General features: G+C 72.6%; 14 protein-coding genes. 12 read left to right on the forward strand and 2 right to left on the reverse strand.

The window, feature by feature from the left end:
* Positions 1-32 precede the first annotated feature (32 nt).
* Positions 33-2,528: a transglycosylase domain-containing protein gene (locus ACFRMQ_RS19105; protein WP_380731652.1), complete on the reverse strand. Its 2,496-nt coding sequence runs from the start codon at positions 2,526-2,528 to the stop codon at positions 33-35.
* 519 nt (positions 2,529-3,047) lie between these two features.
* Here ACFRMQ_RS19105 and ACFRMQ_RS19110 point away from each other — a divergent pair.
* The 5 genes from ACFRMQ_RS19110 (at position 3,048) to ACFRMQ_RS19130 (ending at position 8,317) form a co-directional block, all read left to right on the forward strand.
* Positions 3,048-3,746, forward strand: coding sequence for a PadR family transcriptional regulator (locus tag ACFRMQ_RS19110; RefSeq protein ID WP_380731653.1), 699 nt, complete (start codon positions 3,048-3,050; stop codon positions 3,744-3,746).
* A 126-nt stretch (positions 3,747-3,872) separates the two neighbouring features.
* On the forward strand, positions 3,873-4,955 hold the full coding sequence (locus ACFRMQ_RS19115; RefSeq protein WP_313764715.1) for an inositol-3-phosphate synthase: 1,083 nt from the start codon (positions 3,873-3,875) through the stop codon (positions 4,953-4,955).
* Positions 4,956-5,074: 119 nt separating this feature from the next.
* Positions 5,075-6,397, forward strand: a complete 1,323-nt coding sequence (locus tag ACFRMQ_RS19120) for an MFS transporter (protein WP_380731654.1) — start codon at positions 5,075-5,077, stop codon at positions 6,395-6,397.
* 109 nt (positions 6,398-6,506) lie between these two features.
* The gene (locus tag ACFRMQ_RS19125; RefSeq protein WP_380731655.1) at positions 6,507-7,178 is read left to right on the forward strand and encodes a hypothetical protein; all 672 of its coding nucleotides are present in this window, start codon (positions 6,507-6,509) and stop codon (positions 7,176-7,178) included.
* Between the two features lie 56 nt (positions 7,179-7,234).
* Positions 7,235-8,317: a hypothetical protein gene (locus ACFRMQ_RS19130; RefSeq protein WP_380731656.1), complete on the forward strand. Its 1,083-nt coding sequence runs from the start codon at positions 7,235-7,237 to the stop codon at positions 8,315-8,317.
* 55 nt (positions 8,318-8,372) lie between these two features.
* Here ACFRMQ_RS19130 and ACFRMQ_RS19135 read toward each other — a convergent pair whose 3' ends face one another.
* Complete coding sequence (locus ACFRMQ_RS19135) at positions 8,373-9,797, reverse strand: CCA tRNA nucleotidyltransferase (RefSeq protein WP_380731665.1); 1,425 nt, start codon at positions 9,795-9,797, stop codon at positions 8,373-8,375.
* Positions 9,798-10,164: 367 nt separating this feature from the next.
* Here ACFRMQ_RS19135 and ACFRMQ_RS19140 point away from each other — a divergent pair, with 367 nt between their 5' ends.
* The 7 genes from ACFRMQ_RS19140 (at position 10,165) to trxA (ending at position 20,950) form a co-directional block, all read left to right on the forward strand.
* Complete coding sequence (locus ACFRMQ_RS19140) at positions 10,165-12,708, forward strand: DUF6049 family protein (RefSeq protein ID WP_380731657.1); 2,544 nt, start codon at positions 10,165-10,167, stop codon at positions 12,706-12,708.
* 58 nt (positions 12,709-12,766) lie between these two features.
* The gene (gene murJ, locus ACFRMQ_RS19145) at positions 12,767-15,256 is read left to right on the forward strand and encodes a murein biosynthesis integral membrane protein MurJ (RefSeq protein WP_380731659.1); all 2,490 of its coding nucleotides are present in this window, start codon (positions 12,767-12,769) and stop codon (positions 15,254-15,256) included.
* A 303-nt stretch (positions 15,257-15,559) separates the two neighbouring features.
* Positions 15,560-17,548: a protein kinase family protein gene (locus ACFRMQ_RS19150; RefSeq protein ID WP_380731660.1), complete on the forward strand. Its 1,989-nt coding sequence runs from the start codon at positions 15,560-15,562 to the stop codon at positions 17,546-17,548.
* A gap of 46 nt (positions 17,549-17,594) precedes the next feature.
* Entirely contained in the window at positions 17,595-18,320 is a 726-nt protein-coding gene (gene sigM, locus ACFRMQ_RS19155) for an RNA polymerase sigma factor SigM (protein ID WP_380731661.1), read from the forward strand.
* Positions 18,317-19,351: a hypothetical protein gene (locus ACFRMQ_RS19160; RefSeq protein ID WP_380731662.1), complete on the forward strand. Its 1,035-nt coding sequence runs from the start codon at positions 18,317-18,319 to the stop codon at positions 19,349-19,351. The genes sigM and ACFRMQ_RS19160 overlap by 4 nt, the downstream gene beginning before the upstream one ends.
* A gap of 173 nt (positions 19,352-19,524) precedes the next feature.
* Complete coding sequence (gene trxB / locus ACFRMQ_RS19165; RefSeq protein ID WP_380731663.1) at positions 19,525-20,490, forward strand: thioredoxin-disulfide reductase; 966 nt, start codon at positions 19,525-19,527, stop codon at positions 20,488-20,490.
* Positions 20,491-20,623: 133 nt separating this feature from the next.
* Positions 20,624-20,950 (forward strand): thioredoxin, encoded by a 327-nt coding sequence (gene trxA, locus ACFRMQ_RS19170; RefSeq protein WP_380731664.1) that lies wholly within the window; start codon positions 20,624-20,626, stop codon positions 20,948-20,950.
* The last annotated feature ends 43 nt before the right edge of the window (positions 20,951-20,993 follow it).

Raw genomic sequence — 20,993 nt, forward strand, 5'->3', positions numbered from 1 at the left:
GGACCGCCACCGCCGTTCCGGGTTCCGCCGGGCTACTGCCCGGCCGGCAGGCCCTGCAGGCCTCCGCCGGTGGTGTTGCTCGGCGTCGGCTTGCCACCGCCGCCACCCGAGTGGCCGCCGCCGTTGCCACCGCTGTTGCCGCCACCGGGCGGCGTGGTGTCCGTCGGGGTCGGCGGCGGCGTCTGGCAGCCGATCACCGGCAGACAGCTGTTGGTCGGGCGCGGGCCCTTGGTGGACGTGTGGCTCGGCTGGTCGCCGGGGCAGTCCACGCCCGGCACGCAGGTCTGGGTCGGCTGCGGCTGCTGCGGCTGCGGCTCCTGCGACTGGCTCTGCGGCGGGGCCGACGGGGTGTCGCTCGCGGTCGGACCCGCCGACGCGGTGGCCGTCGACGGCGCACCGGAGGAGTCCACCTCGGTGCCGACCGGCTGCGGGTTCGGGAAGTCCATCTTCTTCTCGTTGGCCAGCGCCGTCCTCATGTACCGGGTGAAGACGTCGGTCGGGATGTCACCACCGTGGATGGACGTCTTGCCGCCGGTGCCCTTGAGCGACTGCCGCTCGTGCTTGCTCGGGTCCTCGCGCCACATCGCGACGCTGGTGACCAGCTGCGGGGTGTAGCCGACCCACCAGGCCGACTTGTTCTCGTCGGTGGTACCGGTCTTGCCCGCCACCGGGCGGCCCAGGTCCTTGGTCTTCTTGCCGGTGCCGTTCGCCGCCACGTTCACCAGCACGTCGGTGACGTTGTCGGCGACGGCGGGCTCCAGCGCGACCTTGAGGTCCTTCTTGCCGAAGCCGGTGCGCTCCACCCCGTTCACCTCGACCTTGGTGACCGAGTACGGCTCGGCCTCCTTGCCGCTGGCCGCCAGGGTGCCGTAGGCGGTGGCCATCCGGATCGGGCTGATGGTGGAGGTGCCGAGCGGGAAGGTCGCGGTCTTCGGATCGGCGAGGCTGTCCTTGCGGATGCCCATCTGCACCGTGATGTCGGCGACGTTCTGGCCGCCGACGTCCTGGTTGAGCTGGACGAAGGGCACGTTGTACGAGTACTGCATGGCCTGCCGCAGCGAGACGTAGCCGCGCTTGCCGGGGTCCTCGTTCTTCTGGTGGTAGGGCTTGCCGTCGTCGCCGATCACCAGCGAGCCGTCCGGTTTGCGGATCTCGGACAGGTCGTCGGCGAGGTAGCGGCTGTCCGCGTTGATCCGCTTCGGCTTGCCCTTGTCGTCCTTCGCGGTCTGCACGCCGACCTGCATGGCGCTGGCCAGCACGAAGGGCTTGAAGGTCGAGCCGACCTGGACACCGGTGGCGTCGGCGTTGTTGCCGAAGTGCCCGTTCTCCACGCCGTCGCCGCCGTAGAGGGCGACGATCGCGCCGTCGCCGGGGCGGATGCTGGCGGAGCCGAACTGGATGTTGGTGTCGTTGTCCGGACGCTTCTGCGGGTCGAGGTTCTCCGCCTTGACGTCGTCGACGGCCTTCTTCAGGGCGTCGACCTTGTCCTTCTCGAAGGTCGTGTAGATCTTCAGGCCACCTCGGTCGATCATCTGCTGGGTGATCGTCTTGTCGGTGGCCGTCACGTACTTGTTGGCGGTGTCGACCAGGTAGCTGACCTCACCGTTCATGTTGGAGCTGGCCTTCTGCGGGATCGGGTCCGGGAACGCGTTGCACTTGGCGCGCTCGTCCGGGGTGATCGCCTTGGTGTCCACCATCTGGTCGAGGATCCAGTTCCACCGGCCCTGGGCCCGTTCCTTGTTCTCCGGGTTGGTGGGGTCGTAGTACGTCGCGCCCTTGAGCAGGCCGGCCAGCATGGCGCTCTGGCAGACGTTCAGGTCCTTGGCGTCCACCCCGTAGTACGCCTGGGCGGCCGCCTGGGCACCGTTCGCACCGCGGCCGAACCAGCTGGTGTTCAGGTAGCCCTTGAGGATCTCGTTCTTGTCCTTGTCCTGGTTGATCTTCAGCGTGATGAAGAACTCCTTCACCTTGCGGCTGAGGGTCTGCTCCTGGCTCAGGTAGGCGTTCTTCACGTACTGCTGGGTGATCGTCGAGGCGCCCTGGGTCTCACCTCCCTTCGCCATGTTCCAGACGGCGCGGAGCATGCCCTTGGGGTCGACGCCGCTGTCGGTCTTGAAGCTCTTGTTCTCCGCGGCGATGACGGCGTTCTGGAGGTTGGGACTGATGTCCTGGAGCTCGACGATCTGACGGTTGGTCTGGCCCTTGCGGGTCATCTCACTGCTGTCGGCCCAGTAGTAGATGGTGTTCTGGTTCTGCACCAGGTCGTTCAGCTCCGGGACCTTGGTGGTCTGGTACAGGTAGAACACCAGGCCGACGAAGCAGCCGAAGACCAGCAGGACGCCGCTCATCCACTGCTTCCAGGACGGCAGCCAGCGCCGGACGCCGGTCTTGCCGAACCGCGGGTAGTCGATGAACCGCTTCTTGCCGGGGCCGGCGGCCGCCGCGGCGGAGGCCGTGGCCGCACCGCGCCGGGCGTTGCCGCCCTTTCCCTTCTTCTGGGAGGCCTTGCGCATCTCCGCGCGGGTCATCCGGGGTTGCTGCGCGGTCTCCCGAACCCCCTGGGGTTTCCTGCGGCCGATGCCGTCCGAGCCCAGCTCGTCGGGCCCCGGCCCCTCCCCCCGACGGCCGCCGCCTCCCGGGGGCTGCTGCCCGTCACCGCCCGGGTCGGGCGTCCTTCGCCGTCGCTCGCTCATCTTCCAGCCACTCCTCGCCAGGCGTTTCCAACCTGAAGGCAGGGTTCACGTCCGATGCCCGCAAAACCGACCTGATCCCGGAGGTGGTCCTCGTGCACACGCGACAGCGTACGCAGCACGGATATACAACTAATCGGACATCAGTCCCCAATGCCCACAAAACAGCGACAGATCATTACACGCCCGTTGCCAACTCCGCCCGCGCGTCGGCTTGTGATCACATTCACGCGCGCCCCTCTTGCCGGTTGCGGGGGCCGGGTTTACTGTTCTCGATATATCGAGCCGATACATCGAGTCGGAATACCGCCGGACGCGGCGGCCGGACGCCAGGCGAGGGGAAGGAGGGCGACGGCGATGGGCAGACGCTCAGGAGTGCTGGAGTTCGCCGTCCTCGGCCTGCTCCACGACGCCCCGATGCACGGCTACGAGCTGCGCAAACGGCTGAACATCCTGCTCGGAACCTTCCGGGCGCTCTCCTACGGGACGCTCTACCCCTGTCTGAAGAGCCTCGTCGCCCAGGGCTTCCTGGTCGAGGACAACCCCGAGGTCGAGTACGTCCCGGCCACCGCGCTCAACGGCAAGCGGTCCAAGATCGTCTACCGGCTCTCCGCCGAGGGGAAGCAGCGCTTCGAGGAGCTGCTCGCCGACTCCGGCCCGGACGCCTGGGAGGACGAGCACTTCGGCGTGCACTTCGCGTTCTTCGGTCAGACCGACCGGGCCGTGCGGATGCGCGTCCTGGAGGGACGGCGCAGCCGGCTGGAGGAGCGGCTGGAGCGGATGCGCAACTCACTGGCCCGCGCCCGCGAACGGTTCGACGACTACACCGTCGAACTCCAGCGGCACGGACTGGAGTCGGTGGAGCGCGAGGTCCGCTGGCTCAACGAGCTGATCGAGACCGAGCGGTCCAACCGCACCGGCCGCACCGGCCCCGACACCGGCGGCAACTCCGCCGGACCCCTCAAGACTTCGGACGGCCGTGGCCGGCAGACCGGGTCCCCGGACCCGTCCGGGCCGCCGAACGACCGCCCGGGACGCTCCGACCAGGAGCGCTGACACCGCGCCAGCCCTGTGCCGCGCGGCAGGATTGGGCGCCTCGCGCCCGTACATGCAGTCATCGAAGAAGCAGGACGAGTTCCGCCGATCCCGGCGGTCCTCATGAGATCACAGGGAGCAACCGGAATGGGTTCGGTTCGCGTAGCCATCGTGGGCGTGGGCAACTGCGCCGCGTCGCTGGTGCAGGGTGTCGAGTACTACAAGGACGCCGACCCGGCCGGCAAGGTCCCCGGCCTGATGCACGTCCAGTTCGGTGACTACCACGTCCGTGACGTGGAGTTCGTCGCCGCCTTCGACGTCGACGCCAAGAAGGTCGGCTTCGACCTGGCCGACGCCATCGGCAACAGCGAGAACAACACCATCAAGATCTGCGACGTGCCGCCGACCGGCGTGACCGTCCAGCGCGGCCACACCCTCGACGGCCTGGGCAAGTACTACCTGGAGACCATCGAGGAGTCCGACGAGGCCCCGGTCGACGTCGTCCAGGTCCTCAAGGACCAGCAGGTCGACGTCCTGGTCTGCTACCTGCCCGTCGGTTCCGAGGCCGCGGCCAAGTTCTACGCCCAGTGCGCCATCGACGCCAAGGTCGCCTTCGTGAACGCCCTGCCGGTGTTCATCGCGGGCACCAAGGAGTGGGCGGACAAGTTCACCGAGGCCGGCGTGCCGATCGTCGGTGACGACATCAAGTCCCAGGTCGGCGCGACCATCACGCACCGCGTGATGGCCAAGCTGTTCGAGGACCGCGGTGTCATCCTCGAGCGCACCATGCAGCTGAACGTCGGCGGCAACATGGACTTCAAGAACATGCTCGAGCGCGAGCGCCTGGAGTCCAAGAAGATCTCCAAGACCCAGGCCGTCACCTCGCAGATCCGCGACCGCGAGCTGGGCGCCAAGAACGTCCACATCGGTCCCTCGGACTACGTGGCCTGGCTGGACGACCGCAAGTGGGCCTACGTCCGCCTGGAGGGTCGCGCGTTCGGCGACGTCCCGCTGAACCTGGAGTACAAGCTGGAGGTCTGGGACTCCCCGAACTCCGCCGGTGTCATCATCGACGCCGTCCGCGCCGCGAAGATCGCCAAGGACCGCGGCATCGGCGGCCCGATCCTCTCGGCCTCCTCGTACTTCATGAAGTCCCCGCCGGTCCAGTACTTCGACGACGAGGCCAAGGAGAACGTCGAGAAGTTCATCCGCGGCGAGGTCGAGCGCTGAACCGCTGACCGCGCGTAGCCGGTAGGAAGGGCCCACGGTCTCCCGATCGTGGGCCCTTCACGTTTTCGAGGCCAATGTTTCACGTGAAACGGCGACCGGTTCCATGGCACCCTGGGCAGGTGGCGATCACCGAGAACGGCAGCACCCACCAGTCCGCGCCCCGCGCCACGCTCCGTCACCTGATGAAGGGCCGTGACTTCCGGCGGCTGCTGACCGCCCGGGTGCTCTCCCAGCTCTCGGACGGCGTCTTCCAGGTCTCGCTCGCCGCCTACGTGGTCTTCTCCCCCGAGAAGCAGTCCTCCCCGGCCGACATCGCCTCGGTGCTGGCCGTGATGCTGCTGCCGTTCTCGGTGATCGGCCCGTTCGCCGGCGTGCTGCTCGACCGCTGGCGCCGCCGCCAGGTGCTCTACGTCGGGAACCTGGCCCGCTTCGGTCTGGGCCTGGGCACCGGCGCGCTGCTCCTGGCCGAGGCACCGACCTGGCTGTTCTTCGCCTCGGCGCTGCTGGTCACCGCGCTCAACCGGTTCATCCTGGCCGGCCTGTCCGCGGCCCTGCCCCGGGTGGTGCGGCAGGACGAGCTGGTCACCGCCAACGCCCTCTCCCCCACCCTCGGAACGGTCGCCGCCGCCACCGGCGGGGGCATCGGCTTCCTGCTGCACCAGCTGATGGCCCCCGGCCCGAGGGCGGACGCCGCGCTGGTCACGGTGGCCGCGCTGCTCTACCTCTCGGCCGCGCTGGCCGCCCGGCGGATGGACCGCGACCTGCTCGGCCCTGAGCAGCACCCGGACCGCCCCGGAATCGGCCAGGCGCTGGTCGGCGCCGCCGTCGGACTCGGTGCCGCGGTGCGCCACCTGGTCCGGGACTGCCGGCCGGCCGTCCACGCGCTGGCCGCCGTCACCGCGGCCCGGTTCTGCTACGGCGTGCTCATCGTGGTCGTGGTGATGCTCGCCCGGTACACCTTCAACGACCCCGCCGACAGCGCGGCCGGGCTGGTCACCCTCGGCCAGGCGGTCGGCCTGTCCGCCGCCGGGTTCTTCGTCGCCGCGGTGGTCAGCCCCTGGTGCACCCGGAAGCTCGGCCTGGCCGGATGGATGACGGCCTGTCTGATCGCCCCGGTGGTCTTCGTCCCCGCGCTGGGCCTGGGCTTCGCCCTGGTGCCCTGCCTGATCGCCGCCCTGCTGCTCGGGGTCGTCACCCAGGGCACCAAGATCTGCGCCGACACCGTGGTGCAGGAGTCCGTCGAGGACGAGTACCGCGGCCGGGTCTTCGCCATCTACGACGTGCTGTTCAACGTCGCCTTCGTGGCCGCCGCCCTGGTCACCGCGCTGGTGCTGCCGCTGTCCGGCCGCTCGCTCCCGGTGCTGCTCGGGGTCGCCGGGGTGTACGCCCTGACCGCGGTCCTCTACCTGCGCGCGGCCCGCCGCAGCCCGCTCCCCGAGTGACCAGGCCCGGACAGCGGGGCCCGGGGCTCGGAACCGGCGGCGTCCGTCCGACTCGCTAAGGTACTCAGGCCTGTCGCGTCGACAGAACTTGGTATCGGGGGACGAACTGATGAGCACACCGCCGAATCCGTACGGACCGCCCCCACCGGCCTCGCCCTACGGACCGCCCCCACCGCCCTCGCCCTACGGACCGCCGCCCGGCTACGGACAGCCCGCGCCGCAGGCCCCGCCCGGCTACGGCCCGCCGCCCGCCCCCGGACAGCAACCCGGCTACGGACAGCAGCCGTCCTACGGCCCGCCGCCACCCGCTTACGGGCAACAGCCGTACGGACAGCCGGTCCCCGGACCGTACGGGCAGCAGCCGCCCCCGGGGCCGTACGGCCCCCCGCAGCCCGCCCCGGTGATGCCGCCCGCGCCGCCCGCCAAGCGCGGCATCCGGTCCAAACTGCGGATCGTCGGGGTGGTCGGCGGCTGCCTGGCGCTGGCGGTGGGCTACTTCGTCACCGGACCGAGCGTCAGCAGCGCCAAGCCCGGCGACTGCGTACGGGCGACCGGCACCCGTGACGTCGAGATCGTCAAGTGCACCGATTCCCAAGCGAATTACCGGGTGCTGGCGAAGTTCGAGGGCACCACCGACCGGAGCCGCTGCGACCGGACGCCGCAGACCACGAGCACGGTCTCGGGCAAGAGCGGCCGCCGCTGGAACACCAAGCGGTACGTGCTCTGCCTGGGCCCGCTGACGCCCGCCACCACCGGCGTCCCGCCGGTGAAGCAGTTCTGACCCGTTCCACCACTCCTTCCCCGGGGGACCACTTGTCCGTTCCGCCTCCTCCCCAGATGCCGTACGGCCCGCCTCCGGGCGACGGCAACCCGTACGCCTCCGGCGGCTCCTACGGCGCACCGCCCCCGCCGCCCCCGGGGTACGGCTACCCGAGCCCCCCGCCGCCGCCCGGGCCGCCCCCGGGGTACGGCCACCCGGCCGCCCCGCCACCGCCCGGGTACGGCTACCCGACCGCCCCGCCGCCACCCGGGTACGGCTACCCGACCGCCCCGCCGCCCCAGCAGCCGTACGGCGTCCAGCCGCCGCCGGACGGCTACGGCTACGGGTACCCGCCGCCCCCGATGGACGGGACCACCTGCCGGTTCTGCGGCGGCTACCCGGCGGTCGACGCCACCGTCCGCGGCCACCAGGGCATGATCGTCCTCTACCGGATGCTCCGGATGACCGGCCCGTTCTGCCGCACCTGCGGAACGGCGACGGTGCGCGACATGTCCGCCAGGACCCTGGTCCAGGGCTGGTGGAGCCCCGTCTCCTGGCTGCTGACCCCGATCACGCTGCTGCTGAACCTCGGCCCGCACAACAAGTTCAAGCAGCTGCCGCCGCCGGCGCCGGGCAGTCACGGCCCCCAGCTGAACCCGGGCGCCCCGCTGGCCAGGCGCCCGCACATCGCGATGCTGCTGGCGCCGGTCTCGCTGGTGCTCGTCGTGGTGCTGGCGGCCACCGGGGCGCTCGGCCCCACGAAGGACGACGACCCGGTCGCCGGCCCCCTGCCGGGCCCGAGCCAGTCCACCGTCCCGCCGTCGCCCAGCCCCACCTTCACCCTGCCGCCCTACACCCCGGCGCCGCTGCCCACCCCGACCTTCACCCTGCCGTCCTACACCCCGCCGGCCGACGACCCGGCCGACGCCGCCAAGGTCGGGGACTGCCTGCACAACGACGGGAGCGACACCGACCCGAAGATGGCCGTGCTGCCCTGCACGGACGCCAAGGCCGAGTACAAGGTGGTCTACAAGTACACCGGCACCTCCGACAAGGAGTCCTGCAAGAAGCAGCCGAAGGCGAACAGCACGTACTGGGTGAAGCACCCCCTGCTTCCGTCCCTGGACTACGTCCTGTGCCTGCGGGCGGTCAACAGCTGAGCCACCGTGCGGAAACGGGGGTGGCCCGGGCTCGGGCCACCCCCGTCGGCGTTCCTCAGCCCTGCTGCTCGGCCCACCAGGCCCGCAGCGCCCCGACCGCCTCGTCGTGCTCCATCGGGCCGTGCTCCAGCCGCAGTTCGAGCATGTGCTTGTACGCCTTGCCGACCTGCGGGCCGGGCCCGAGGCCGAGCAGCTCCATGATCTGGTTGCCGTCCAGCGCCGGGCGGACGGCGTCCAGTTCCTCCTGCGCCCTCAGCTCGGAGATCCGCGTCTCCAGGCCGTCGTAGGTGCGGGAGAGCGTGGCCGCCTTCTTCTTGTTGCGGGTGGTGCAGTCGGAGCGGGTCAGCTTGTGCAGCCGCTCCAGCAGCGGCCCGGCGTCGGTGATGTAGCGGCGCACCGCGGAGTCGGTCCACTCGCCGCCGCCGTAGCCGTGGAAGCGCAGGTGCAGCTCGACCAGGCGCGAGACGTCCTCGGTGAGCTCCTTGGAGTACTTGAGCTCGCGCATCCGCTTGCGGGTCATCTTGGCGCCCACCACCTCGTGGTGGTGGAAGGAGACCCGGCCGTCCGACTCGAAGCGGCGGGTGCGCGGCTTGCCGATGTCGTGCAGCAGCGAGGCCAGCCGCAGGGTGAGGTCCGGGCCGTCCTGCTCCAGGCCGATGGCCTGCTCCAGGACGGTCAGCGAGTGCTCGTAGACGTCCTTGTGCCGGTGGTGCTCGTCCCGCTCCAGCCGCAGCGCGGGCAGCTCGGGCAGCACGTACCCGGCCAGCCCGGTGTCGACCAGCAGCCGCAGGCCCTTCACCGGGTGCTCGGCCAGCAGCAGCTTGTTCAGCTCGGCCTGGATCCGCTCGGCGGAGACGATGGTGATCCGCTCGGCCATCGCGGTCATCGCGGCGACCACCTCGGGCGCCGGGTCGAAGTCCAGCTGGGCGGCGAAGCGGGCGGCCCGCATCATCCGCAGCGGGTCGTCGGAGAAGGACTCCTCGGGGGTGGCGGGGGTGCGCAGCACCCGGGCCTCCAGGTCCTCCAGGCCGTGGTGCGGGTCGACGAAGCCGCGGCCGGGCAGGTCGACGGCCATCGCGTTGACCGTGAAGTCCCGGCGGACCAGGTCCTCCTCGATGGTGTCGCCGTAGCTGACCTCGGGCTTGCGCGAGGTGCGGTCGTACGCCTCGGAGCGGTAGGTGGTGATCTCGATCAGGAAGGAGCCCTCGGGGGTGTCCTTGCGGGCGCCGACCGTGCCGAAGGCGATGCCGACGTCCCAAACCGCGTCCGCCCAGCCCTTGACCAGCTTGAGCACCTGCTGCGGGCGGGCGTCGGTGGTGAAGTCCAGGTCGTTGCCGAGCCGGCCGAGCAGCGCGTCCCGGACGGACCCGCCGACCAGCGCCAGCCGGTGACCGGCCGCCTGGAACCGGCGGGCGATCTCGTCGGCGACCGGCGACACCCGCAGCAGCTCTTGGAGGCCGAGGGTCTGGGCCTCGCTCAGGCCTGGGACGACCTGGACGGCGGTGCTGGAACGGTCGGTGCGCGCGGTGGGCTCATTGGCAGTGGACACGGCTCACAAGGGTACGTGCCCCGACAGGTCAACCGCCCGCGCGTTTTGGGCGTCTCACCCCACAGCCCGCAACACCGCACCGCAGGCCGCATCGTTACCATGCCGGTGGACGAATCTCGGACACCGGCCAGGGGATGCGGTGTCGCGTGTCGCCACCCCCCGCGGAACTCCCGCGGCGGCCGTGCGGCGACGGCGTCGGGCGAAGGGTTCCACCAGAGTCACACGAAGACCGTCGGGCGGACCGCGCCGGACGGACGGCATCAGCATCGAACGATCGAGAACGGCGAGGGCGAAGCGAGTGAGTGAGCCGGACCGGCACTCGGGCCTGGAGGCGCACCAGCCTGGACGGGCCGAGCGCCCCTCCGACGGGCGTCATCCGGCCCGCCGTGCCCGCCGAGCGGGCCAGCGCCTGGCCGCCGCCTGCGCGGCCGCCCTGACCCTCTTCACGGCGGCCCCGGCCGGCGCACTGCCCGCCGGCGGCAACGTCCGGCCGGCCGCCGACGCCACCGTCACGGCCGAGTACCCGGTGGTGATGACCATCGACGCCCTGAGCCCGCAGGTGGCCGCCCCGAACGGCACCGTGACGATCACCGGGCACGTCACCAACGCGGGCAAGTCCGCGATCAAGGGCGCCCACGCGGCCGTCCGCAAACCGGTCTCCAACAAGCCGCTGGACCGGCGCAGCGACCTGGCCGGCGTGGCCGGCCGCTCCACGCCGAGCGACCGCGACGGCATCGAGCTGGACAGCCCCCAGTACGCCCTGCCGGAGCTGAACCCGGGGCAGAGCCAGTCGTACACCCTGAGCGTCGCGGTCGGGGACTTCGGCTTCACCGCGAGCGGAGCGTACGAACTCGCGGTGGACGCCTGGGGCAGCACCGCCGACAACTCCCGCGACCGCGCCCTGGGCATCGCCCGGACCTTCCTGCCGTACAACGCGGGCGACAACGGGGCCCAGCAGACGAAGGTCGCCACGATCTGGCCCCTGGTCCACGGGCCGGTGATGGCCGCCCAGACCGCCGCCGCCGACGACCAGACCATCTCGGTGCTGCGCGACGACAGCCTGGCCACCGAGTTCGCCCCCGGCGGCCGGCTGTACGAGCTGGTCGACACCGGTGCCAAGCTCAACGGGCTGACCTGGGTGATCGACCCGGACCTGCTGGACACCGCGCTCGCGATGACCAGGCCGTACAAGGTGCAGAAGCCGGGCACCGAGGCGTCCGGCAAGTCGGCCAAGGACGACAACACCGTCCCGGGCACCGGCGGCGCCGCCGCCACCGCCTGGCTGGACAAGCTGCGCACCGCCGTCGCCAAGCAGGGCGCCCAGGTGGTCGCGCTGCCGTACGCCGACCCGGACCTCGCCTCGATCGCGCACAACGGCTCCGACCTCACCGGGATGACCACCGCGCTGAGCAAGGCGGCCACCGCCGGCCGGCTGACCGTCGAGGGCCGGCTCGCCGTGGACACCCGCTCCGACGTCGCCTGGCCGTACCGGGGCTACCTCGACCAGCAGATCGCCGCCCTCGCCCAGCAGGCGGGCAGCGGCCTGGTCCTGGTCAACGGCGAGAGCATGCCGGAGCCCGACGCGCTCAACTACACCCCGACCGCGGTCCGCCAGATCGGCAACGGGCAGAACGCCGTGGTGGCCGACCCGACCGTCTCCGCGCTCTTCGACCGGGACCTGAGCGGCCAGCAGGCGCAGACCGAGACGACCCAGCGCTTCCTCGCCGAGACCTTCGCGATCACCCACGAGCAGCCGCAGAACCAGCGCGGACTGCTGGTCATGCCGCCGCGCGAGCTGAGCGCCGCCGCCGCCAAGACGCTGGCGAACGCCCTCCAGACGGCCGACGGCAAGTGGATCTCCTCGGTCAAGCTGGACACGGTGGCCCAGTCCGCCCCCGACCCGAAGGCCAACACCGGCGTCCCGGCGCCCACCGACTACCCGCCGCAGGCCCGCTCCTCGGAGCTGCCGGCGGACGACCTGAGCGGCACCGACGGGATCCAGAACGACCTGGACACCCTGATGCGGGTGCTCACCCTGCCGCAGCGGGTGCGCGGCCCGTTCAGCGCCGCGATGGTCCGCTCGCTGTCCACCGAGTGGCGCGGCGAGCCGGCCGCCGGGAGCACCTACCGCGCCGGCGTCAAGGGGTACCTGAACGAGCTGACCAACGCCGTCCAGGTGCCGCACAAGAACGTGGTCACCCTGGCCGGCAACACCGGCGTGCTCCAGGTCAGCGTCCGCAACGACCTGACCCAGCCGGTCACCAACCTGAAACTGGTGCTCACCTCGGCCCAGCCGAACCGGCTGCGGGTGGGCAAGGAGGCGGAGCTGGTCCTCCCCGCCTCGCAGAGCGTGACCCTCCGGTTCAACGCCGAGGCGCGCAACAACGGGCCGGTCGCGATGACCGCCCAGCTGTGGACCACCGGTCCCGACTCCAGGCCGTACGGCGAGCCGCAGCGGTTCCTGGTGAACGTCACCTCGGTCACCAACGGCGTGCTGTACGTCTTCGCCGGCGCCGGCGTCCTGCTGCTGCTGGCCGCGCTGCGCTTCGTGCGCCAGCGCAGGCGGCGCGGCGGACAGCCGCACGAGGACGGCGACCAGCCGATCGGGGACGCCCCGGCGGCAGGCGGCGCCGCGGCGGCGGAGCCCGCTCCGGCGGACCCGGACCAGCCCCCGACCGGGGGCCCGGCGGCGGATTCCCCGGAGGATCCCGCCGGGGTCCGGGCACCCGCCGGGACCGGCGGGACGGCCGACGGCCCTGGTGACGGTCCCGCGCAGACACCGCGCGACAGCAGCCCGGATGGCCGGGATCGGACCGCCGGTGATGAGAAGGTTGGTCCTTGATACCGCCGACCCCCCGCACCCCCGGGCCGGTCTCCCCCCACGACAGCGAAGAGGTGACATGACCGGGCGCAGCGAGGAGCGGCCGCCGGGCCGCGGTGAGAGCCGGCCGGGCGCCGAGTCGCCGTCCGGCGACTGGTACGTGGCCGACACCTACGCCCAGGACCCGTACGCGGCGGACGCGTACGGGCACCCCCGGGACGGCCAGGACCCGTACGGGCTGCGGGCCGACCGGCCCGCCGCACCGCAGCCGCCGGCCGCCGCGTACGACGTGCCGCCGCAGCTGCCGCCGCAGGCCGGTGGCTACCCGACGCCGGTGCCGCCGGGCCCGTACCAGGCACAGGAGCACTTCTCGTCGCCGGTGCCGCCGATGCAGCCCGGCTGGGACACCCCGCCGCAGGCCGCCTGGCCGCAGGAGCCGGTCCCGGCCGCCGGCGGCCACTGGGGCGGCGCCGAGCAGCCCCGGCCGCAGTGGGAGCCCGGCCCGGCGCACTCCGCCTGGGACACCGAGACCACCGAGTACGTCGGGGTGGACGCCCTGTTCGGCGGCCGCCCGACGCAGGCCGCGGCCCAGCCGCCGGTCCCCCAGCCCGGCCAGCCGATGGGCCAGCCGATGGCCCCGCAGCCCGGCCACCCGATGGGCCAGCCGATGGCCCCGGCGCCGTACCCGCCGATGGCCGGCCACCCCGGGCACCCGCAGCACGGCGGCGCCCCGGCCGGGCAGCAGCACTTCGTGCCGCCGATCGAGTTCGACCCGCCGCTCTCCGAGGCGGAGGCCACCATGCAGGTGGCCGCCGTCGCGGTGCCGCCGACGGGCCGGCCGATGGCGGACCCCGCCGCCGGGGAGCGGTCGGCCGAGCAGGCGCCCGCGCCCGCCGCCGAACCCGCCAAGCCGGCCGGCGGAGGCGGCAAGGTCGCCAGCGTGCTGAACTCCAGCGCGCTGATGGCGGCCGGCACGCTGGTCTCCCGCGGCACCGGTTTCGTCCGGACCATGGTGATCACCACCGCCATCGGCGTCGCCGTCATGGGTGACTCCTACAACGCGGCGAACACCCTGCCCACCCTGCTGTACATCCTGATCGGCGGCGGCGCGCTGAACGCGGTCTTCGTGCCGCAGCTGGTGCGCAGCATGAAGAACGACGAGGACGGCGGCACCGCCTACGCCAGCCGGCTGCTCACCCTGGTGATCATCGGGCTCGGCGGCGTGGTCTTCCTGGCGGTGCTCGGGGCACCGGTGCTGGTGCAGCTGATCGCCCATCCGATGATGGCCACCCCCGAACTCGCCGACACCACGGTGGCGATGGCCCGCTACTGCCTGCCCACGATCTTCTTCATGGGCATCCACGTGGTGATGGGCCAGATCCTCAACGCCCGCGGCCGGTTCGGCGCGATGATGTGGACCCCGGTCCTCAACAACATCGTGGTGATCTTCACCTTCTCCGCCTACATCTGGGTCTACGGCGGGTTCGGCACCACCCACGTCGCCCCCGACACCATCTCCCCCGAGGGCGTGCGGCTGCTCGGCCTCGGCACCCTGGTCGGCCTCGCGGTCCAGTCGCTGTCGATGATCCCGTACCTGCGGGCCGCCGGCTTCCGCTACCGGCCGCGCTTCGACTGGCGCGGCCACGGCCTGGGCAAGGCCGCCCGGCTGGCCAAGTGGACGTTCTTCTTCGTCCTCGCCAACCAGGCCGGCTACCTGGTGATCACCCAGCTGTCCACCAAGGCGGGCGCCGCCGCGGCGGCGGCCGGACACGGCGGCGTCGGCCTGGCCGCGTTCTCCAACGCGCTGCTGATCTGGCAGCTCCCGCAGGCCGTGATCACCGTCTCGATCATGAGCGCGGTGCTCCCCCGGCTCTCCCGGGCCGCGGCCGACGAGGACGCCGGTGCCGTGCGGGACGACATCTCCTACGGTCTGCGCACCACCGCGGTGGCGGTCGTCCCGGCGGCGTTCCTGTTCCTGGCGCTCGGCCCGGCGATCGGCCGCTCGATCTACGCGGTCGGCGGCAACGAGCGGGTGCTGGACGACGCCACCAACATCGGTCTGATGCTCTCCGCCTTCGCGCTGGGCCTGATCCCGTACTCCGCCCAGTACGTGATGCTGCGCGGCTTCTACGCCTACGAGGACACCCGGACCCCGTTCTCCAACACCGTCTGGGTCGCCGGCTGCCAGGCCGGCTTCGCGGTGCTGTGCTGGCTGGTGCTTCCCGCCGAGTGGACGGTGATCGGCATCGCCTTCGGCTACGGCCTGGGCTACGCCGTCGGAGTGATCGTCGCGATGCCGAAGCTGAAGAAGCGGATCGGCGGACTGGACACCAAGCGGATCGGCCGGACGTACAGCCGGCTGGCCGCCGCCTGCGTCCCGGCCGCCCTGGTCGGCCTCGGCGCCAGCCTGGGGATCGAAAAGGCGCTCGGCGGCTGGGCGGGCAGCGTGGCGTCCGTGATCGTGGCCGGCGGCCTCCAGCTGGTGGTCTTCGCGCTCGTCGCGAAGCGCCTGCGCATCGAGGAGCTGAACGCCACGCTGGGCATGCTCCGCAGCCGACTGGGCCGCTGAGCGTCCGACCACCGGCCGGACGAGCGGGCGCCCTGACCGGGCGTCAACCGGAGCGCGACGCTCCTCCGCTCGTCCGGCCGAGTGCTGGACCACCGGTTCGTTCGGGTCCACCCGAGCGCCGGATGGCGAGCAGGTGTCGGATCTGCACCACATCTCTCCACCGCCGTGCAACCGAGCGGACGCCTCAGCGGTCGTACCCGGTGGAGAAGAGTGGGCACAATTGTCCTGGAGCACAGGGCGGCCAACCCTCGGGCTCCAGCGACTCTCTCAGGCCGGGGCGACACAAGGGGAGGTAGGACCACGGTGGCTGATGGCACCAAGGCGGTCGTCGACACGTCAGCAGTTGGCGCGGCGGCGGACGAGGCCGCGCTCGCCGCGGCGATCGACGAGCTCGCGGGCTCGGAGGACGCCGGCGAGGACGCCTCCGCGGACGCCCGCGAGGGCGCTGCCGCCGCTGCCGCCGTCCCCGGGCGCACCACCGCGGACGCCGAAGCGGCCGGGGCACCCGAGCGGACGCCGGACGACCCCGCGGACGAGGGCCAGGAGCCCGCCGTCGGCGAGGAGACCTCGGAGATGACCGCGCCGCTCTCGGTCCAGGAGCTCCGCGCCGAACTGGCCGCCGGCTCCCCCCGGAAGAAGCCCGCCCCGGAGCCCACCCGCCCCGCGCGCCGCCCCACCGACCCGCAGCCCACGATCGACCCGCGCGACACCGCCACCCTGCCGCGCACCCTCCCCGCGCCGCAGCGCCGCAGCGGCGACATGATCGGCCACCGGTACCGGCTGGAGGAGTGCATCTCCCAGACCGAGACCTTCAGCAGCTGGCGCGCCGTCGACGAGAAGCTCCGCCGGGCCGTCGGCGTCCACCTGATGGCCTCCGGCCACCAGCGGGCCCGCAAGGTGCTGGCCGCCGCCAAGTCCGCCGCCCTGCTCGGCGACCCGCGCTTCGTCCAGGTGCTGGACGCCGTCCACGAGGGCGAGCTGGTCTACGTCGTGCGGGAGTGGCTGCCGCACTCCTCCGACCTGGCCCGGCTGATCGCCAACGGCCCGATGGAGCCGCACGAGGCGTACCAGATGGTCCGCCAGGTCGCCGACGCGGTCGCGGCCGCCCACCGGCGCGGCCAGGCCCATCTGCGGCTCACCCCGCGCTGCGTGCTGCGCACCGACAGCGGCCAGTACCGGATCAACGGCATCGCGGTGGACGCCGCCCTGCGCGGGCTGCCCGCCGAGGGCGCCGAGGACGCCCAGCGGGCCGACACCCGCGCGATCGGCGCACTGCTGTTCGCCGCGCTCACCCACCGCTGGCCGTACCCGGAGGACCGCTACGACCTCCAGGGCCTGCCCAAGGGCCTCCAGAACGTCGCCCCCGACCAGGTCCGCGCCGGGGTCCACAAGGGCCTGTCGGAGCTCGCCGCGCGCACCCTGTTCGACCAGCCGCCGCACCACGCCCAGCCGATCACCACTCCGGAGGAACTGGTCCGGGCGATCGCCAAGCTGCCCCGGATCCGCCAGCCCGAGCCGGAGCTGCCCGTCTTCCCGGCCCCGCCCCGGCACAACACCCACGCGCTGCCCACCGCGCCCAACCCGACCCGGGTGGCCGACGCCACGGTCAGCCCGCTGCCGGCCTCCTCCCGGCCGACCTCCTCCCGGCGCTTCCGGCGGCGGCTGCGCCAGGTGGTCAAGGCCACCGCCTGGACGGTCGCGCTGGGCGCGATCGGCGTCGCCTCCTGGCAGTTCGTCGACCACCTGCGCCACACCACCGGGTCGAGCGTCACGTCCTCGCTCCCCTCGGCCACCAGCGCCTCGCCGAGCCCGCAGGCCAGCACCCACAACCCGGTGCCGCTCACCGTCAAGAGCGTGCAGTCGTACACCGGGCCGGGCGAGGGGAACGAGGGCAGCGACAACCCCGCGAAGACGATCGACAACGACCCGAACACGGTCTGGACCACCCAGTGGTACGCGGACCAGTTCGGCCCCAAGGCGCCCGCCCTCAAGGCCGGCACCGGGCTGCTGCTCGACCTCGGCTCGCCGCAGGCGGTCTCCTCGGTGAGCGTCCAGTTCGTCGGCGAGCACACCGCGGAGCTGCGCGTGCCGAACGCCTCCATCGCCGCCAACCCGGCGCAGGCCAAGGTGGACGGCTTCACCGTGCTCGGCAAGAAGAGCGGCCCCAACGTCGACTACGTCCTCGACTCCCCGGTCACCACGCGCTACCTCTTGCTCTGGCTGACCGCGCTGCCGAAGGATGGCAACGGCCACTTCACCGGCCAGGTCGCCGAGGTCAAGGTCTCCGGCTGACCGGCGCCGGTGGCCCGGTACGACGGCGAGGGGTCGAGGGGTGACGGTGACGGACGACGACGCGGTGCTGCTCGCCCGGCACGTCGCCGGCGACCCGGAGGCCTTCGGCCTGCTGGTGAACCGCCACCGCGACCGGCTCTGGGCGGTCGCGGTGCGCACCCTGGGCGACCGCGAGGAGGCCGCCGACGCCCTCCAGGACGCCCTGGTCTCCGCCTTCCGCGCCGCCGCCGGCTTCCAGGGCCGATCGGCGGTCACCACCTGGCTGCACCGGATCGTGGTCAACGCCTGCCTGGACCGCGCCCGGCGCGGCGCCGCCCGGCGCACGACCCCGCTCGACGAGGACCCGCGCCGGCTGGACGCCCTGGTCGGCACCGCCGAACCGGCCGACTCCCCGGTGGTCCGGGCGGAGCTGCACCGCGAGCTGACCGCCGCGCTCGCCGAGCTGCCCGTCGAACAGCGGGCCGCGCTGGTCCTGGTCGACATGCAGGGCTACCCGGTCGCCGAGGCCGCCGAGTTGCTGGGCGTCCCGGTGGGCACCGTGAAGAGCCGTTGCGCGCGCGGCCGGGCCCGGCTCCTCCCGCTGGTCCGGCACCTGCGCGACCACGACGTTTCACGTGAAACACCCCACCCGCGGGAGGCGCGGCCCGCCCCCGGCTCGGCCCCGCCGCCGCACCGGGACGCCCCGGGGAACCCGAAGGGGCCGGGCACCGTCCCAGGGACGGGCCCGAGCACCGGTCGGACGGTTCTGGAAGGAGACACGAGCACCCGATGAACGCCCATCCCTCCTTCCCCGCCCCCACCGACGACCACCCGCCGGTCGAACGGCTCGCCGACCTCGCCGAAGGGCTGGTCGACTCCCCGGACGAGCTCGCGGCGCTGCGCCGGCACCTGGACGGCTGCGCCGAGTGCCGGGAGACCGTCGACGCGCTCGCCGAGGTCCGGGCGCTGCTCGGCGACGTCGAGGCCCCGCCGATGCCGGCCGACATCGCCGCCCGGCTGGACGCGGCGCTGGCCGAGGCAGCCGCCGAGGCCGCCGGGAGCGGGCACGAGGCCGCCGGGCGTCCGCAGGAGGGCCCTGCGGCCGGCCACCGGACCGAGACCCCGGCCCGGTCCGGCCCCGCCGCCACACCGCCCGCCACGCCCTCCTCCGCCCCTGCCGACCACCGGCCCGACCACCATCATGACCACCGGCCCGACCACCGGCCCGACCACCGGCCCGCCGGAAGACCCGGCTCGGCCACCGGCCCCGGACGCTCCCGGCGACGGCGGCGGTTCGCCCTGCTGCTCGGCTCGGCCGCCGCCCTCGCCGCCCTGGCCCTCGGCGGGGCCCTCCTGCCGCACCCCGACGACCCCTCCGGCATCTCCACCGCCGTCGCGGGCGGCGCCCCGACCGCCGCCGACGCGGGCGGCGCCCGCACCCCGCACCCGGCCGGCACCGGCACCGGCACCGGCACCGCCTACCGCGAGGACGAACTCGCCGGCCAGATCCAGCAGCTGCTGGCCCGCGCGGAGAGCGTCCCCGGGCCGTACGCCACCGGCCCGGGAAAGCCCGAGGCAGCCCTGCCCGCCGAGGGCATCCGGCCCGATCCCGCCGCACCCGCCCCCTCCGACACCCCCACCGGAGCGGCCTGCCCGGCCCCCGCCGCCGGCCCCCCGCTGGCCACCGACCGGGGCAGCTACCAGGGCGCCCCGGTCGACGTCCTGGTCTACCCGCTGCCCGGACGGCCCGGTTTCGTGGACGTCTATCTGCGCTCCCCCGACTGCGGCCCGATCGCCCTGCACCAGGCCGTTCCCAGCCACTGACCGGCGGTTTCCATGCGATCCACGCCCACGGCGGCACGCCGCTTCCGGACTCCGGGCGCCTGGTACTGATCCGCCTGGGAATGCGAGACACTGGTCAGTCGTTGTCCCGGGCGGCGGAGCAGGACCGCCCTCCCCGCAGCAAACGCGGGTCGCGATGCGAACCAGGAGAAGCAGTGAGCGACGTCCGTAACGTGATCATCATCGGTTCCGGCCCGGCCGGGTACACGGCCGCTCTCTACACGGCCCGTGCCTCCCTCAAGCCCCTGGTCTTCGAGGGGGCCGTCACCGCCGGTGGTGCACTGATGAACACCACCGAGGTCGAGAACTTCCCGGGCTTCCGGGACGGCATCATGGGCCCCGAGCTGATGGACAACATGCGGGCCCAGGCCGAGCGCTTCGGCGCCGAGCTGATCCCCGACGACATCGTCGCGGTCGACCTCACCGGTGACATCAAGACCGTCACCGACTCCGAGGGCAACGTGCACAAGGCCCGCGCCGTGATCGTCACCACCGGCTCCCAGCACCGCAAGCTCGGCCTGCCGAACGAGGACAAGCTCTCCGGCCGCGGCGTCTCCTGGTGCGCCACCTGCGACGGCTTCTTCTTCCGCGACCAGGACATCGCGGTCGTCGGCGGCGGCGACACCGCCCTGGAGGAGGCCACCTTCCTCTCCCGCTTCGCCAAGAGCGTCACGATCATCCACCGCCGGGACAGCCTGCGCGCCTCCAAGGCGATGCAGGAGCGCGCCTTCGCCGACGAGAAGATCCGCTTCGAGTGGGACAGCGCGGTCGAGGCCATCCACGGCGACCCGAAGCTGAGCGGCGTCACCCTGCGCGACACCACCACCGGCGAGACCCGCGAGCTGCCCGTCACCGGTCTGTTCATCGCGATCGGCCACGACCCGCGCACCGACCTCTTCAAGGGCCAGCTGGACCTGGACGCCGAGGGCTACCTCAAGGTCGAGGCCCCCTCCACCCGGACCAACATCCCGGGCGTCTTCGGCGCCGGCGACGTCGTGGACCACACCTACCGCCAGGCCATCACCGCCTCCGGCACCGGCTGCTCCGCCGCGCTGGACGCCGAGCGCTACCTGGCCGCACTGGACGACCTGGAGGCCAAGGCCGCCGCCGTGGCGGTCTGAGCCCCCCTCCCCCGATCCACCGGGCGGGGGTGTTCCACGTGAAACACCCCCGCCCCGGCCGGGCAGAAACAGAACGGGCCCACCCGTTGTTCTCCTGGCAGCAGCCCCCTCCGTCCGAACCCGAGGAGTTCCCGTGGCCGGCGCCACCACCACAGTCACCGACGCGACCTTCGATGCCGACGTCCTGAAGAGCGACAAGCCCGTCCTGGTCGACTTCTGGGCCACCTGGTGCGGCCCGTGCCGCCAGGTCGCCCCGATCCTCGAAGAGATCGCGGCCGAGCACGGCGACAAGCTGACCATCGCCAAGCTCGACGTGGACGTCAACCAGGCGACCGCCGCCCAGTACGGCGTCATCTCGATCCCGACCCTGATCGTCTACAAGGGCGGCGAACCGGTGAAGTCCATCACCGGTGCCCGCCCGAAGGCCGCGCTGCTGCGCGAGCTGGCCGAGTTCATCTAGGCCTCACGGTCGTCGACCGCACGGTGGCGGGGCTCCTCTCGGC

This window comes from Kitasatospora sp. NPDC056783 (assembly GCF_042789895.1).
Taxonomy (GTDB): Bacteria; Actinomycetota; Actinomycetes; order Streptomycetales; family Streptomycetaceae; genus Kitasatospora.